14 protein-coding genes are annotated in these 14638 nt (G+C 65.2%); 3 read left to right on the forward strand and 11 right to left on the reverse strand.

What is annotated here, in order from left to right; translation table 11 throughout:
* Window positions 1-5: 5 nt before the first annotated feature.
* The 7 genes from DOM56_RS10210 to miaB all read right to left on the reverse strand — a co-directional run bounded on the left by DOM56_RS10210 (window position 6) and on the right by miaB (window position 8956).
* Window positions 6-1376 carry an MFS transporter gene (locus tag DOM56_RS10210; protein ID WP_110708683.1) on the reverse strand — a complete coding sequence of 457 codons (1371 nt, stop codon included), beginning with the start codon at window positions 1374-1376 and terminating at the stop codon, window positions 6-8.
* A 115-nt stretch (window positions 1377-1491) separates the two neighbouring features.
* Complete coding sequence (locus DOM56_RS10215; protein ID WP_110708684.1) at window positions 1492-2868, reverse strand: VOC family protein; 1377 nt, start codon at window positions 2866-2868, stop codon at window positions 1492-1494.
* Window positions 2869-3109: 241 nt separating this feature from the next.
* A complete protein-coding gene (gene lnt, locus DOM56_RS10220) occupies window positions 3110-4597 on the reverse strand; it encodes an apolipoprotein N-acyltransferase (RefSeq protein WP_110708685.1) in 1488 nt (495 codons plus the stop codon).
* A gap of 90 nt (window positions 4598-4687) precedes the next feature.
* A complete protein-coding gene (locus tag DOM56_RS10225) occupies window positions 4688-5581 on the reverse strand; it encodes a transporter associated domain-containing protein (RefSeq protein ID WP_110708686.1) in 894 nt (297 codons plus the stop codon).
* A 291-nt stretch (window positions 5582-5872) separates the two neighbouring features.
* Complete coding sequence (gene ybeY / locus DOM56_RS10230; RefSeq protein WP_110708687.1) at window positions 5873-6358, reverse strand: rRNA maturation RNase YbeY; 486 nt, start codon at window positions 6356-6358, stop codon at window positions 5873-5875.
* Window positions 6355-7359: a PhoH family protein gene (locus tag DOM56_RS10235; protein ID WP_110709312.1), complete on the reverse strand. Its 1005-nt coding sequence runs from the start codon at window positions 7357-7359 to the stop codon at window positions 6355-6357. Before DOM56_RS10235 ends, ybeY begins: the two co-directional genes overlap by 4 nt.
* Before the next feature lie 247 nt (window positions 7360-7606).
* The gene (gene miaB / locus DOM56_RS10240) at window positions 7607-8956 is read right to left on the reverse strand and encodes a tRNA (N6-isopentenyl adenosine(37)-C2)-methylthiotransferase MiaB (RefSeq protein WP_110599123.1); all 1350 of its coding nucleotides are present in this window, start codon (window positions 8954-8956) and stop codon (window positions 7607-7609) included.
* 269 nt (window positions 8957-9225) lie between these two features.
* Here miaB and DOM56_RS10245 point away from each other — a divergent pair, with 269 nt between their 5' ends.
* From DOM56_RS10245 to DOM56_RS10255, 3 genes are all read left to right on the forward strand, one after another.
* Window positions 9226-9555, forward strand: a complete 330-nt coding sequence (locus DOM56_RS10245; protein ID WP_110599125.1) for a DUF1820 family protein — start codon at window positions 9226-9228, stop codon at window positions 9553-9555.
* 239 nt (window positions 9556-9794) lie between these two features.
* Window positions 9795-10412, forward strand: a complete 618-nt coding sequence (locus tag DOM56_RS10250) for a TIGR04211 family SH3 domain-containing protein (RefSeq protein ID WP_110599127.1) — start codon at window positions 9795-9797, stop codon at window positions 10410-10412.
* Window positions 10413-10431: 19 nt separating this feature from the next.
* A complete protein-coding gene (locus DOM56_RS10255; protein WP_110599129.1) occupies window positions 10432-11118 on the forward strand; it encodes a thiopurine S-methyltransferase in 687 nt (228 codons plus the stop codon).
* 78 nt (window positions 11119-11196) lie between these two features.
* Here the strand turns inward: DOM56_RS10255 and DOM56_RS10260 are convergent, their stop codons facing one another.
* The 4 genes from DOM56_RS10260 to cysT form a co-directional block, all read right to left on the reverse strand.
* The gene (locus tag DOM56_RS10260; protein WP_110599131.1) at window positions 11197-11790 is read right to left on the reverse strand and encodes a YajG family lipoprotein; all 594 of its coding nucleotides are present in this window, start codon (window positions 11788-11790) and stop codon (window positions 11197-11199) included.
* Window positions 11791-11892: 102 nt separating this feature from the next.
* Entirely contained in the window at window positions 11893-12978 is a 1086-nt protein-coding gene (locus DOM56_RS10265) for a TOBE-like domain-containing protein (RefSeq protein WP_110708688.1), read from the reverse strand.
* The gene (cysW, locus tag DOM56_RS10270; protein WP_110599136.1) at window positions 12975-13802 is read right to left on the reverse strand and encodes a sulfate ABC transporter permease subunit CysW; all 828 of its coding nucleotides are present in this window, start codon (window positions 13800-13802) and stop codon (window positions 12975-12977) included. The genes DOM56_RS10265 and cysW overlap by 4 nt, the downstream gene beginning before the upstream one ends.
* The gene (cysT, locus tag DOM56_RS10275) at window positions 13802-14638 is read right to left on the reverse strand and encodes a sulfate/thiosulfate ABC transporter permease CysT (RefSeq protein WP_232822249.1); all 837 of its coding nucleotides are present in this window, start codon (window positions 14636-14638) and stop codon (window positions 13802-13804) included. The genes cysW and cysT overlap by 1 nt, the downstream gene beginning before the upstream one ends.

The raw sequence follows: 14638 nt of genomic DNA on the forward strand, positions 1-14638 counted from the left end.
GAGGTCTAGAGGGCGGGTTGCGCGTCCGGCTTGGGGGTTCGCTGCCATTCGGCCTCGTCGGCGTCCAGCGCCCGGTGCGAGGATTCCGGCAGGCGCAGCCCGCCCCACATCGCCAGTAGCGTAATCGCGATGAGATAGAACGCGGGCGACAGGTTGTTGCCGGTGCGCTCGATCAACCAGGTTGCCACCAGCGGCGCGGTACCGCCGAAGATCGTGTAGGAGACGTTGTAGCAGAGCGCCGAGGCGGTATATCGAACGCGCGTCGGGAACTGCTCCGACAGCAGCACCGCCGTCACCACGCCGCAGATCACCGCGCCCACCGCCATCAGCATCGCCCCGATCAGCGACGCCCACCATTCGCCACTGCCGGCCAGGGTGTAGGCGGGGAAGACCGCGCCAATAAGGCACGCCCCGGCGGTCAGGATCGTCCTGCGACGTCCGACCCGATCGGCGTAGCGCCCGACGAACGGACACAGCGCCGCGGCAAACAGCAGCGCGACGAGGCTGGCCAGCAGTGCGACGGTGCGGGAGGCGTCACCGACCACCTGCATGTAGGTCGTGAAGTAGGTCGTGAACATGTAGAACGACAGCGCCGTCACCGAGATGAAGGCGCTGAGGCTGACGATGGTGGCGCCGTGGGTGCGGACGGTCTCCTTCAGCGGTGCCTGCGGCACGGCATGATGGGCTTTCAGGGCCTGGAAGGCGGGGGATTCATCCAGGCGCAGGCGCATGTAGAGTCCCACCAGCCCCAGCGGCGCCGCGATCAGAAAGGGGACGCGCCAGCCCCAGGCGTTGAGGGCCTGCTCGGACAGCAGGGCACTGATGGCGTAGGTGAGCGCCGCCGCGGTAGCGAAAGCGAGAAAGGTCGAGACCGGCACGAAGCTGCCGTAGCGGGCCTTGCGGGTGCGCGGCGCGTGTTCCATCACGAAGGCGCAGGCGCCGGCATATTCGCCGCCGGCTGAGAAACCCTGGACGCAGCGGGCCAGTGCCAGCGCCAATGGGGCGAACAGCCCGACGCTGGCGTAGGTCGGCAATACCCCGATCAGGGTGGTGGCGCCGGCCATCAGCAGCACGGTGACGGAGAGGATACGCTTGCGTCCGATCCTGTCGCCGAGCATGCCGAAGAAGATGCCGCCCAGCGGACGTAGCGCAAACGAGACCGCGAATACCGCGAATGTCTGCAGCAGTGCCAGTGAATCGTCGCCGGGGGGGAAGAAATGCTGCGCGATGACTACGGCCAGAAAGCCGTAGACGGCGAAGTCGAACCACTCGACGAAATTGCCGATCGCCGATGCCGCGATCACCTTGCGTAGGGTGGCCAGATCGACCTCGGTCGAGGCCGAAGCGGTCGCGTTGTTGTTATTGACCGTTGCCATTGCCAGTCTCCATGGGTTTCGAGCGAAGCTCTCAGCCTAGGGTGACCGGCGAATGGCTATCGCCATTCAGGCGACGAGAACTGTTCTGGCCACGACGCCTCCTGTGCGGTGGCCCTCACGCCTCCAACCCCAGCTGTTGCCGGACCCGCTCCAGCGAGTCCGCCTGCAGCCGGCCATAGAGCTCGAACTGGTCGTGGACCGGCCTGCCCAGCGCCAGTTCGAAGGCGCTCTGGTTGGATTCGCTGGCATAGGCCTGATGCTGTGCATCGCCCAGGTTCGACTGAAAGATGCCGGCAGCGCTCACCGGCAGGAAATCCTCGTAGGTGATCGGCGTGGCGTCGATCCAGTCGGCTGCCATGGCGGCGTCGAGCGAGGCGGGCACCGGTTCGCCGCCGGCCAGTCGCTGGCGGCCGCTCTCGCTGACGCGGTATCGGAAGTAGGCGAGGTCATCGCGTCGCAGTGTCTGCAGGTCGTCGGGAAACGCCGAGAAGCACTCGCTCAGCTGACGCTGATGCGCCGTATTGTCGGCCGCGGTCGGTGCCTGCCGCGAGCGGGTCAGCAGCTCGTCGTAGAGGGCCCGGCCCTTGGGCGTCAGCGCCGCACCGCGCTGCTCGATCTCGCCGAAGCGGGCGGTATGGGTGCCATTCTCGTCGCTGGCGGCGAAACGCACCGGCTCTTCCAGTGCCTTGAAGCTGGTCTGGCGCAGCAGGATGGGGCACTCGCGCCGTGGCGGGCCTTCGATGACCGCCTTGGGCGTGATGCCGTAGCTCGGCATCGCGGCCTGGGCGGCGTCGATATCCAGCGTTCGCGGGGTGAGGTGATTGATGTGCGGGCCGCGAAAGCAGACCACGTCGGCCACCAGACGGTGCGCGTCGTGTAGCGCCCGGTAGGTGTCTTGATCCACGGTCGCGTCGCGATGCCAGCGGAACGTCTCGAGGATTTCGCCGACGAAACGTTCGGCCTGGTCACGGTCGAAACCGCCCTGGCGTTCGCCGATGGCGACCAGCTCCCTGGCACCGGGCGTGAAGATGTCGCGCTCGGCCAGAATCGCGGCGGCCCGACGGCGCAGCCCGTCCTCTTCGATCAGTTCCAGGCGCAGCAGCGAGGTGAATACCCGGAACGGGTTGCGCTTGAGCGAAGCCTCGTCGATGGGCCGGAATGCCGTGGAGTGCACCGGTACGCCGGCCGCCGACAGATCGTAGTAGCTCACCGGGAACATCCCCATCAGTGCGAAGACGCGCCTGAGCATCGACAGCTCGTCAGCGGTGCCCACCCGAATCGCGCCGTGGCGCTCGACGTCCAGGCGAGAGGTCTCGTCGTGGGCACCCAACTGGGCGGCCAGCGCCGGGTCCGCCTCGAGGGTCCTGCGGTTGATGTCGGCGACCAGTTCCAGCAAATCGCCATACTGCGGTACCTCTTGGCGATACATGTCGGACATGGCTTGCGAGAAGGCGCTGCGGATATCGTCGGGAGAGACCAGTGGCAGTGTCATGACGGACTCGATGACCGGAAGTGAAGACCTCCATCCAACGCTATCGGTCTGCCGGAGGCAAGTGGTAGGCGTCGGCTCGGAACCAATCGATAAACGTGCGTCGCATATTGGAAAAGCGGAAGCGAGTGTAGGGGGGAAGAGAAAAGAGGGAAGCGCGGAATGGCTGGTGCGGGGGATCGTGTCGAAAAGACGACGCCGCCAACCACCNNCCGGTGGTTGGCGGCCTCGCCGACAGATCGCCTCAAGATGGCTGGCGGGTCCTCCAGACCAGCGCCGGTGCCAGCAGCAGCAGCGAGAGTAGCCAGGTCGGCCAGCTACCGGTGCGCGTGAACGGCGTCAGCCCGGTCATCGGGACGATCTCGCCGACGACGCTGGTAGCCTCGAACTGCGGTGCGTGCTCCCGCAGATGGCCCTGATCGTCGATGATCGCGGTGACGCCGTTGCTGGTGGCGCGGACGACGTAGCGACCGTTCTCGAGCGCTCGCAGGCGTGCCATCTGCAGGTGCTGCAACGGACCGATCGAGCGGCCGAACCAGGTATCGTTGGAGACCGTCAGCAGGACGTTGGCATCTCGCGCTCGCTCGGCGACCAGGTCCGGGTAGACGATTTCGTAGCAGATGGCGCTGCCGATGGCGACGCCATGGGTCAGGATCGGCGGCTGGGAGTCGGCACCCGCCGCGAAGTCCGACATCGGCAGGTCGAAGAAGTCGATGATTCCGCGCAGCAGGAAATCCAGCGGCAGGAATTCGCCGAACGGCACCAGATGGCTTTTGCGGTACTCGCCGCGGACATCGCCGACGCCGGTAATCGCGTTGTAGTAGCGCCCTGCCTCGTCACGCTGGACGATACCCGTGAGCAGCGAGGTCTGCGGTGGCAGCGTCGACTGCAGGCGGGCCATGAACGGGCGGGCCTGGCGCTCGAACATCGGCAGCGCGGTCTCGGGCCAGACGATGATGTCGACATCGTCGGGTTGCTGGCGGGTCATGCGGGTATAGGTGTTGACGGCGTTGCGCTGCCCTTCGGCGCTCCATTTGGAAAGCTGGGGTAGATTGCCCTGCAGCAGCGCCACCCGCAGCGGATCCGCCGCCGGCGCGGTCCACTGGCCGGGCAGCGCCAGCGGGGCCAGCCAGAGCAGGGCGATGGGGGCGATCGCCCACCAGCGCCGACGGCAGAACTCGACCAGCAGCGTTCCCGTCAGGGCGATGATCAACGACAGCAGGTAGACGCCGCCGACAGGCGCCCACGGCGCCAAGGGGGAGTCGACCTGGGCACTGCCCAGCAGCAGCCAGGGGAAGCCGGTGAAGGCCCAGCTGCGGAAGGCTTCCCCCAGCACCCAGACGCCGGCGAAGCTGAGAAAGGCGAGTCGGGGCGCGGTGAAGCGGCGATAGAGACCGAAGACGAAGGCGTGGAACAGCGCCAGCGTGGCGACGAACAGCGCCGTCAAAAACAGCGCCAGGGGCACGCCGGTGTAGCCGTAGTCATGGATCGAGACATAGACCCAGGAAGTGCCGGTGCCGAATAGCCCGACGCCGAACAGCCAGCCGCGAAGTGCCGCCTGGCCGACGCTCAGGCGATGCTGGCCGAGGTACATCAGGGCCACCGCGATCGGTCCCAGCCACCACAGATGGAAGGGCGCGAAGGAGAGCGTCGAGAACCCGCCGGCGACCAGTGCAGCGAGATAGCCAGGCCACGGCCGGCGGGCGGAAATCAACGGCTTGGCTTGCGGCATGTCAGGGGCACTCCTTGTGAAAAGTGCCCCTTATATCAAAGTTGCCGCCCAAATGCGCCAGCTGGTTGCGACCCGCGAAAGCGGGATCGATCAGCTCTCTATCTGGCGCGAGGGCTCACTCTCGACCTCGGCCGGCACCGGCTTGGCTTGCAGCAGCCGGATGCGACGGTTGTCGGCATTGAGAACGGTAAACCGCCACGCGCCGAGGTCGGTGTGTTCGTTGCGGCCGGGGAGGTGGCCGAAACGCTGCATGATCAGTCCGCCGACGGTATCGAACTCATCATCGGAGAACTCGGTATCGAAGTGGTCGTTGAAGTCCTCGATCGGCGTCAACGCGCGCACGGCGTAGGTACCGTCGCCCATGTCGCGGATGTCTTCCTCTTCATCGGTATCGTGCTCGTCCTCGATATCGCCGACGATCTGCTCGAGGATGTCCTCGATGGTGACGATGCCGGCGGTCCCGCCGTACTCGTCGACCACGATCGCCATGTGGTTGTGGGTATCGCGGAACTCCTTGAGCAGGCTGTTGAGCCGCTTGGACTCGGGTACGAACATCGCCGGGCGCAGCACGTCACGCAGCTCGAAGGCTTCGCGTTCCTGGCTGTTGCCCTTGAGCAACGGCAGCAGGTCCTTGACCAGCAGGATCCCGAGCACGTCGTCGAGATTGTCGTCGGTCACCGGATAGCGAGAGTGGGCGGTTTCCAGGATGACCGGCAGGCAGTCTTCCGGTCGCTGCGCCACGCTGATGGCGGTCACCTGGGAGCGAGGAATCATCACCTCCCGCACCTGCTGGTCGCTGATCTGGAAGGCGCCCTCGATGATGGTCAGTGCATCCTGATCCAGGTTGAGCCGGGGGCCGGCCTCGCGCAGGAAGGTGAGTAGCTCCTCGCGGGAGCTGGGTTCATCGAAATCGCTGGAGAAGGTACTGATGAGTTTTTCAAGCCAGGATCGACTGCCCTGGCTACTCGATCGGTCTTCGCTCATGACTGTGGTCTCTTGTCCTCGGATGACGCACGGAAGGGGGAAGTAATATCGCTCCGGGGTGTCCGGCTGGGTGATGAAGACGCCACGGCACGCGCGCACCCGATGACGGGAGGCGTCGAATCGATGATCGATATCCAGAGGGGGCCGTCCGCAATCCGGAGGCGGCCAGGCGGAGGCTCGTCGGGCTGTTCGGCCGTCGGGGCCGGGGTCTCGCTTGATCGTTCCCAGTGAGGGCAGGAAGATCTCGTCGGTGTCGGCATGGCACTGAGTGTCGGAGTTGGGTGTCGAAATCTAGGCATCGGGTATCGGATCGGTGTCGCGATAGGGGTCCGCAATGCCGAACCGGGCGAGTAGCGCACGCTCCAGCGCCTCCATTCGCTCGGCTTCCTCGTCATCTATATGGTCATAGCCGAGCAAATGCAAGCCGCCATGTATTACCAGATGGGCGTAGTGGTCATGGGTTGACTTGCCCTGTTCCCGCGCTTCACGCACCACGATCTCGTGGCAGATGACCAGATCGCCGAGCAGCGGGAGCTCGATCCCGGGAGGGGCTTCGAACGGGAAGGAGAGCACGTTGGTCGGGCTATCCTTCCCTCGGTAGGCGTGATTGAGCTGCCGGCTCTCGTCGCATTCGACGAAGCGGACGGTCAATTCGCTGCGCGAATCCGCCTCGTGCTCGAGCACTGCCGTCATCCAGAGCTCGAGGTCGGCCGCCTCGGGCAATTCGGTTTCGGCCTCGTCGCCGACGGCGACCTGGCGGTCGATCTCGAGGGTCATGAGTCGTCGTGATCCCGCTGGGTCTCGGCATCGAGACGCGCCTGGCGGCGATCCTCGCGACGCTGTCGCTGGGCCGCTTCCTCCGTCGCCTCGTGGATGTCGTAGGCCTCGATGATCCGCTGCACCAGCGGATGGCGGACGACGTCCTTGGGCGCGAACTGGGTGATGCCGATACCGGCGGTATCGCGCAGCACCTCGAGGACGTGGATCAGCCCCGAGCTCGAACCACGCGGCAGATCGACCTGCGTCGCGTCGCCGGTGATGACGGCGGTCGAGCCGAAGCCGATGCGCGTCAGGAACATCTTCATCTGCTCGCGCGTGGTGTTCTGGCTCTCGTCGAGGATGATGAAGGCGTTGTTGAGCGTGCGTCCGCGCATGTAGGCCAGCGGCGCGATTTCGATGATCTGGCGCTCGATCAGCTTGTTGACGTGCTCGAAGCCCAGCATCTCGTAGAGGGCGTCGTAGAGCGGGCGCAGATAGGGATCGATCTTCTGGGCCAGGTCGCCGGGCAGGAAGCCGAGCTTCTCGCCGGCCTCGACGGCCGGGCGTACCAGCAGGATGCGCCTCACTTCCTGGCGGTTCAGCGCTTCGACCGCCGCTGCCACCGCGAGATAGGTCTTGCCGGTGCCTGCCGGGCCGATGCCGAAATTGATGTCGTGGCGGCGAATGCTGGCGACATAACCCTGCTGGTTGAAGCCGCGCGGCTTGATCAGCGTCCGCGGCGTGCGAATCAGCAGGCCGCCGGCTTCGATATCGCCGGTCTCCTCCTCCATCGCCTCGATGCCCGATTCCTGCAGGTAGAGGTGGACCGTGTCCGGCGTCAGCTCGTCGGCTTCGGTCTCGCGATAGAGATGCTCGAGCACGTTCGCCGCCGCCTTGACGCCGGCATCCGGGCCGGCGAGCTGAAAGACGTTGCCGCGATTGCGCAGGGTCACGCCCATGCGCGCTTCGACGAGCTTCAGGTGCTCATCGCGCTGGCCACAGAGATTGGCCAGACGCATGGGGTCGTTGGGTTCGAGTGTCAGGGACACGATGCGGTTGTCGGACTGCTGGTCTTGGGTCAACGCAAAGAGATCCGTTGGAGTGGGAAAGTGTCGTCAGCTTACTGCGCCGCTTCCGGTCGGGGCAATGATCGTGATCAAGTCGGTTCGATATCGCTCGGCCGGGATGATGCGGAGCGACGGGCGATGCGAGAACGGCGGCCGGGTCGAGGAAAGGCGGGGCAGCCGCGCCTTTCCTCCCATCGGGTCAGTGTCGCTGAGGGGAAGCCAGCTCGCCGCGCAGCGAGTTGGGCAGTGCTTCGGTAATGGTGACATCGACGAAGTAGCCGATCAGCGAGGTCGGATCCTCGGCCCGGAAATTGACGACGCGGTTGTTCTCGGTCCGTCCCGACAGTTGCCCGGGGTCCTTGGGCGAGAAGCCGGTCACCAGAATCCGCTCGCGGTTGCCGACCATGCGCCGGCTGATCTGCTGGGTCTGCTGGTTGAGTCGGTCCTGCAGGATCGCCAGGCGCTGCTTCTTGGTCTCCTGCGTCGTCTCGTCCGGCAGGCTGGAGGCGGGCGTACCGGGACGTTTCGAGTAGATGAAGCTGAACGACGCATCGAAGCCGATCCGATGGATCAGGTCCATGGTGTCCTCGAAGTCGGCGTCGGTCTCGCCGGGGAAGCCGATGATGAAGTCCGAGGAGAAGCTGATGTCCGGGCGCAGGGCGCGAATGCGCTCGAGCTTGTCGATGTACATGTCTCGGCCGTGCCCGCGCTTCATCGCGGCCAGGATACGATCCGAGCCCGACTGCACCGGCAGATGGAGGTGGCTGACCAGCTCCGGGATCTCGCCGTAGGCCTCGATCAGGCTGTCGGAGAATTCGACCGGGTGCGAGGTGGTGAAGCGGATGCGGTCGATGCCGTCCACCGCCGCCACGCAGGCGATCAGTTCCGCCAGATCGATCTCGTCGCCACTCGCGTCGAGTCCGCGGTAGGCATTGACGTTCTGGCCCAGCAGGTTGATTTCGCGAACGCCCTGGTCGGCGAGATGCACGACCTCTTCCATCACCGACTCGAAGGGGCGCGAGACCTCTTCGCCCCGGGTGTAGGGGACGACGCAGAAGGTGCAGTACTTGGAGCAGCCTTCCATGATCGAGACGAAGGCGGTGGCGCCGTCGGATTTCGGCTTGGGCAGGTGGTCGAACTTCTCGATCTCGGGGAAGGTGACGTCCACCGTCTGGATCGGCGTCGCGCTCTTGCTGCGCGCGTCGAGCATCGTCGGCAGCCGGTGCAGGGTCTGGGGGCCGAACACCATGTCGACATGCGGTGCGCGCTTGCGGATGTTCTCGCCTTCCTGGCTGGCCACGCAGCCACCCACGCCGATGACCAGGTCCGGATTCGCGGCCTTCAGCTTTTTCCAGCGCCCGAGCTGGTGAAACACCTTCTCCTGGGCCTTTTCGCGAATCGAACAGGTGTTGAGCAGGATGACGTCGGCCTCGCCCTCCTTGTCGGTGAGTTCCAGACGATGAGATTCGCCGAGCAGGTCCGCGATCCGGGCGGAGTCGTACTCGTTCATCTGACAGCCGTGGGTCTTGATGAACAGCTTCTTCGTCATAGGTTGCGTTGCTGCGGCCATGCGCGCGTCACCGATGCCCCGTGGAGGATGAGAAAAATAAGTCGCCGGAACCGGCTGCCGGCGTGGAGTCGCTGCCGGGCCGTGCTTCCTCGAGAACGCGGCATTATACGGGCGATGGAGCGATACAGCCAACCCGTGTCGCTCGCATGGTGTAGCGGCTGTGGTACCCTTGCGCCTATTTGCGACGCCATGGTCCGGGAACGAATGCTCGTGAGCGTGGCCGATGTTATCGAGAGAGCCGTTCGTCTATGCCCAGCAAGCCGATCTATCGGGTAGTGTTTCACAATCAGGGTGAGGTGTGGGAACTCTACGCCAGGGAGATCTTCCAAAGCGATCTGTGGGGATTCATCGAGGTCGAGTCTTTCGTGTTCGAGGATCAGTCCAAGGTAGTGGTCGATCCCGGCGCGGAAAAACTGCGCCGAACCTTCGATGGCGTCAATCGCAGCTACATACCCTACAGTGCGATCGTGCGTATCGACGAGGTGGAGCGAGGAGGCGTGGCCAAGGCGGTCAAGGCCGAAGGCAACGTGACCGAGTTTCCCCGGCCCATGGCCTGGCCGCCCAGGGACGATGGTTGAGACGGCAACTCGAAACCTCATGAATTGGTTAGTTTTTCATCAGTTTGTCGCGAATGCCGGGGTAGCCGGCGAATGGCGCCACTGTTACGCAAGTTGTCCAAATGGTTATCCACAGAAAGTGTGGATGACTGAATCACCGCCCTCGCAGGACGCGAGGTGTGGTCTCATCGTCGCCCGATTCATCGTTGCGTGAAGAGATGCCCAACCGTTATCGATTAGCCACTTAAGATCACGACGATATGTTGAAAATCCGAAATCTAGTCATGGGCTGTGCCTTGAGCGCCGCCCTGTTCTCCGCTTCCGCCATGGCGCAGGATGGCCATTGGGTCAGCGATTCCCTGACCACTTTCGTGCGCAGCGGCCCGACCGACGGCTATCGTATCGTCGGGACGCTCACCAGTGGCGATCCCGTGACGGTGCTGCAGACCCAGGGGGACTACACCCAGGTCCGCGGGCCGGATGGCGACGAGGTGTGGGTACAGTCCCAGTTCATCCAGGATCAGCCCAGCGCCCAGCAGCAACTGCCGGCGCTGCAGAAGAAGGTCGATCAGTTGACCACGCGTCTCGACGGCATCGACGACGAGTGGAACCAGCGGGTCGCCGATATGCGCAACGACCTGAAGGACCGCCAGGCGCAGGTCGATGAGCTTCAGGCTACCAACAACCAGCTCAACCAGGCCTACTCCCAGGCGGAAAGCAAGATGCGCGAGATGCAGGCGCGTCTGGATACCCAGGAGGAGGATCTGCTGATGCGCTACTTCATGTACGGTGGCGGTGTCGCCGGGGCGGGCCTGATTCTGGGGTTGATCGTCCCGCATCTGCCGCGCCGCCGTCGCAAGCGCGACCGCTGGTTCTGAGTTTCCGAAGGGGAACGGCATGAGTGGGGCGGACTGGCTGGAGCGCTGGCGCCAGGGACGCATCGGATTCCATCTCCAGGCGCCGCACCCGGCACTGGAGGGGTTCTGGGGTCGGCTCGAGTTGCGTGCCGGCGCCAAGGTGCTGGTGCCGCTGTGCGGCAAGAGTCAGGACATGCGCTGGCTGGTCGAGCGCGGCTATCCGGTGCTGGGAATCGAGCTGTCGCCGCTGGCCATCGAACAGTTCGTGGCGGAAGAGCCGTGCAGCGCGGGGAAGAGGCGGACGGCGCTACGCTATCGCCAATCCGGCTTCGAGTGTACCCGCCTGGGGCGTATCGAGCTGTGGTGTGGCGATTTCTTCCATTTCCAGGTGGAGCAGGCCGCCGAGCTCGCCGGCTTCTACGACCGGGCCGCGCTGATCGCGCTGCCACCCGCCACGCGTCAACGCTACGCCCACCATCTGGCGCAGCTGTTGCTGCCCGGCACGCGCGGGCTGCTGATCACCCTGACCCATGACGATCCCGACCGCGGCCCGCCATTCAGCGTGACCCACGCCGAGGTCGAGGCGTTGATGGCGCCGAACTTCGAGCTGGTGCTCTGCGATGTCGCCACCGCCGCCGATGGCCTGGTCGAGAGCGTCTGGCAACTGACCCGGCGCGGCCCTGTCCGTCAGGCGCATTCCAATCGCTCCCGCGACGAACACCCGTAAACGACGAACCGCCTGCCACGTTACCGTGACAGGCGGTTCGTCGTTCCGGCCGCCGCTGAGGCGCTCTCCCGGGGAGGGTCAGCGGGCCAGCAGGTTGGCCAGCTGCTGGTCGCGGAACGTCCGGTCCAGGGCATTGCTCAACAGCTCGCTGACCATGCGATTGTTGGTATCCCAGTCCGGCTTGAGCGCGTAGCTCTGTGAGCGCTTGGCGGTGTAGCGACCGGTGTAGGTGTTGCCACCGTTATCGACTTCCGCCTGGATGATCGCCTGCAACTGGGAGGCGCCCAGCAGCGGCTGCTCGGCAGTGCCGCGAGCGTAGTTCAGCTCCGACAGGGTCAGCGTCAGGGCAGGGCCGCCGCTGTTCTGGCTGGTCGGGTTGAACCCCATGCTGCGCAGGGCGTTCTCGGCCTGAGCGCGAATCTTGGGAATCACGTCGTGGGCTTCGACGGTGATCGTCGAGGTCGCCGAGGCCGTTCCCGAACGGGTGCCGATGACGCTACTGTCTCGTCCGTCGACCACTTCCAGGGCGACCGACTGCCCGTTGCCGGTGTGCGGGAAGTCTCCGCTCACCTTGGGATTCACGGACAGGATCTGGGGACTCTGCGCGCACGCCGTCAGCAGGCCGAGCAATAGCATGGTGGCCGTGCACTTGAGTGCAAACCATTGACGCATAACGGTGAACCTCTCGAATCATGGGAACGGACAGGCCCATTATAGACACCGCTCGTCCGTTTCCGGAACGCCAGTGGACGCATCTCGGCTCGCCGGTCCGATTCAGGAAGTCGCCAGCGGTGCCAGGGTCTGCGGTCGTGGCGTATCGAAGCGATGCAGGCGGCTGGGCTGGGCGAAAAGGCGTTTGCCTCGTTTCACGTCCAGGCGCTCGAACTCGGCGTGACTAATGGTGGCCAGCCAGGGTTCGCCGAGCCAGTCGGCCTCCAGCTCGAGACGGACTTCCGCGCCGACCGGAACGACAGCCGTGACGCTGACCGGAAGGTGGGCGCGGGCATCAGGCTGCTCTCCCAACTGGATCTCGTGAGGTCGGAGCAGCAGTTCCTGGCGGCCATTCTCGACGCCGGGTACCGCAACGCGAGCGTCGCCGCAGGTCAGGACTTCGGCTTCGACATCGCCTTCGAGCCGGTTGACGTCGCCCAGGAACTCGAACACGAACTGGTTGGCGGGGTGGCGATAGAGGGTATCCGGCGTGGCGATCTGCTCGACCCGACCGTTGCTCATCACCACCACCCGATCCGACAGCTCCAGCGCCTCTTCCTGATCGTGGGTCACGAACAGGCTGGTGAAGTGGAGTTCTTCATGGAGGTGACGCAGCCAACGGCGTAGCTCCTGGCGGACCTTGGCGTCCAGTGCGCCAAAGGGTTCGTCGAGCAGCAGCACGTCGGGTTTCAGCGCCAGGGCGCGGGCCAGCGAGACGCGCTGTTGCTGGCCGCCGGAAAGCTGCGCCGGGAAGCGCTGGGCGAAGTCCTGCAGCCGGACCATTTCCAGCAGCTGCATGACCCGGCTACGGATCTCGCCGCTGGAGGGGCGCCGGGATCGCGGCATGGCGGTGAGACCGAAGGCGACGTTGTCGAACACGGTCATGTGGCGAAACAGCGCATAGTGCTGGAACACGAAGCCGATGCGCCGGTCGCGCACGTGAACCCGGGTCACGTCACGGTCGCCGAAGTGGATCGAGCCGCCATCGGCCTGTTCCAGGCCGGCGACGATGCGCAGCAGCGTGGTCTTGCCGGAACCGGAGGGGCCGAGCAGCCCGATCAACTCGCCATCGTGGATGTCGAGATCGATGGGTTCCAGGGCGCGGGTTTGCCCGTAGCGCTTGTCGATCTGTGAGATGCGAATACTCATGTCGCGGTCTCCCGGCGCGCGGCGCGCCATTCGAGTGCGGCCTTGGCGGCCAGCGTCAGTAGTGCCAGCAATGCCAGCAGCGATGCGCTGGTGAAGGCACCGACGGTGTTGTAATCCTGGTAGAGCTGTTCGACCTGTAGCGGCAGGGTGTTGGTCTGGCCACGGATCGCCCCGGCGACCACCGACACCGCGCCGAACTCGCCGACGGCGCGGGCGTTGGTCAGGATCACGCCATAGAGCAGGGCGTGGCGGATGTTCGGTAGCGTGACGCGACGGAAGATCGTCCAGCCGGAAGCGCCGAGTGTGACGGCGGCTTCTTCCTCGCGCGACCCTTGCGTCTGCATCAGCGGGATCAGTTCGCGAGCGACGAAAGGGCAGGTGACGAACAGCGTCACCAGCACGATACCCGGCCAAGCGAACATGATCTGGATGTCGTGGGCGTCGAGCCAGCCGCCAAGCCAGCCGTTGCGGCCATAGAGCAGCAGGTAGACGAGACCCGCGACCACCGGCGAGACCGCGAACGGGATGTCGATCAGCGTCTGCAGCAGGCGCCGGCCGGGAAAGTCGAAGCGCGTCACCAGCCAGGCCAGAAACACCCCGAAGACCAGGTTGACCGGCACCGTGATCGCCGCGACCAGCAGCGTGAGGCCGATGGCGGAGAGGGTGTAGACACTGCTCAGATTCTGCCAGTAGACGTCGATGCCGCTCATCAGCGCCTGGGCGAAGATCGCCACCAGCGGCAGCAGCAGGAACAGCGCGGTCAACGTCAGCGCCGTGCCGATCAGCAGGCGGCGGACACGCGGTGCATCACCGATACGAATCATCAGCCGCGCCCTCCATGCAGTCGCTTGATGAAGCGGCCCTGCCACAGGTTGATCGCCAGCAGCAGTGCCAGCGAAGTGGCCAGCACGATCGACGCCACCGCCGAGGCACCGGCGTAGTCGTACTCCTGCAGCTTGACGAAGACCATCAGCGAGGTGATCTCGGTTTCGTAGGGCTTGCCGCCGGCGATGAAGATCACCGCGCCGAATTCCCCCAACGAGCGCACGAAGGCGAGCCCGGTGCCGGTGACCAGCGCCGGCCACAGGTAGGGCAGGATGACGCGCCGAAAGGCGTGCCCATCGCTAGCGCCGAGCGTCATCGCGGCCTCGTCCACCTCGGCGGGAAGATCCTCCAGTACCGGCTGCACGGTGCGAACCACGAAGGGAATGCTGGTGAACGCCATCGCCAGGGCGATGCCGATCCAGGTGTAGGAGACCGAGATACCCAACGGTTCCAGCAGCCGCCCGATCCAGCCGTTACTGGAGTAGAGCGTTGCCAGGGTGATGCCGGCCACCGCCGTGGGCAGCGCGAACGGCAGGTCCATCAGCGCGTCGACCAGGCGTTTGCCGGGAAATTCGTAGCGCACCAGCACCCACGCCATCAGCAAGCCGAACGCTGCGTTGAACAGCGCCGCGACGCCGGCGCCGAACAGCGTGACGGCGTAGCTCGCCAGCAGCCTCGGGTCGGTGATCAGGAACCAGTACTGCGACCAGCTCAGCTGCGAAAGCTGCCCCACCAGACTGGTCAGGGGCAGCAGCAGGACCAGCGAAACGAAGGTCAGCGAGACGCCGAGGGAGAGCCCGAAGCCGGGGAGCACCCGGCGTTCGCGGCGCCGCAT

Source organism: Salinicola sp. CR57, from assembly GCF_003206585.1.
In the GTDB taxonomy this organism is placed as follows: Bacteria; Pseudomonadota; Gammaproteobacteria; order Pseudomonadales; family Halomonadaceae; genus Salinicola; species Salinicola lusitanus.

Coding starts and splice junctions, on each gene's coding strand:
- DOM56_RS10210 (WP_110708683.1), bottom strand. CDS start 1,376: ATGGCAACGGTCAATAACAACAACGCGACCGCTTCGGCCTCGACCGAG.
- DOM56_RS10215 (WP_110708684.1), bottom strand. CDS start 2,868: ATGACACTGCCACTGGTCTCTCCCGACGATATCCGCAGCGCCTTCTCG.
- lnt (WP_110708685.1), bottom strand. CDS start 4,597: ATGCCGCAAGCCAAGCCGTTGATTTCCGCCCGCCGGCCGTGGCCTGGC.
- DOM56_RS10225 (WP_110708686.1), bottom strand. CDS start 5,581: ATGAGCGAAGACCGATCGAGTAGCCAGGGCAGTCGATCCTGGCTTGAA.
- ybeY (WP_110708687.1), bottom strand. CDS start 6,358: ATGACCCTCGAGATCGACCGCCAGGTCGCCGTCGGCGACGAGGCCGAA.
- DOM56_RS10235 (WP_110709312.1), bottom strand. CDS start 7,359: ATGCGTCTGGCCAATCTCTGTGGCCAGCGCGATGAGCACCTGAAGCTC.
- miaB (WP_110599123.1), bottom strand. CDS start 8,956: ATGACGAAGAAGCTGTTCATCAAGACCCACGGCTGTCAGATGAACGAG.
- DOM56_RS10245 (WP_110599125.1), top strand. CDS start 9,226: ATGCCCAGCAAGCCGATCTATCGGGTAGTGTTTCACAATCAGGGTGAG.
- DOM56_RS10250 (WP_110599127.1), top strand. CDS start 9,795: ATGTTGAAAATCCGAAATCTAGTCATGGGCTGTGCCTTGAGCGCCGCC.
- DOM56_RS10255 (WP_110599129.1), top strand. CDS start 10,432: ATGAGTGGGGCGGACTGGCTGGAGCGCTGGCGCCAGGGACGCATCGGA.
- DOM56_RS10260 (WP_110599131.1), bottom strand. CDS start 11,790: ATGCGTCAATGGTTTGCACTCAAGTGCACGGCCACCATGCTATTGCTC.
- DOM56_RS10265 (WP_110708688.1), bottom strand. CDS start 12,978: ATGAGTATTCGCATCTCACAGATCGACAAGCGCTACGGGCAAACCCGC.
- cysW (WP_110599136.1), bottom strand. CDS start 13,802: ATGATTCGTATCGGTGATGCACCGCGTGTCCGCCGCCTGCTGATCGGC.
- cysT (WP_232822249.1), bottom strand. CDS start 14,638: ATGCGGCGCCGCGAACGCCGGGTGCTCCCCGGCTTCGGGCTCTCCCTC.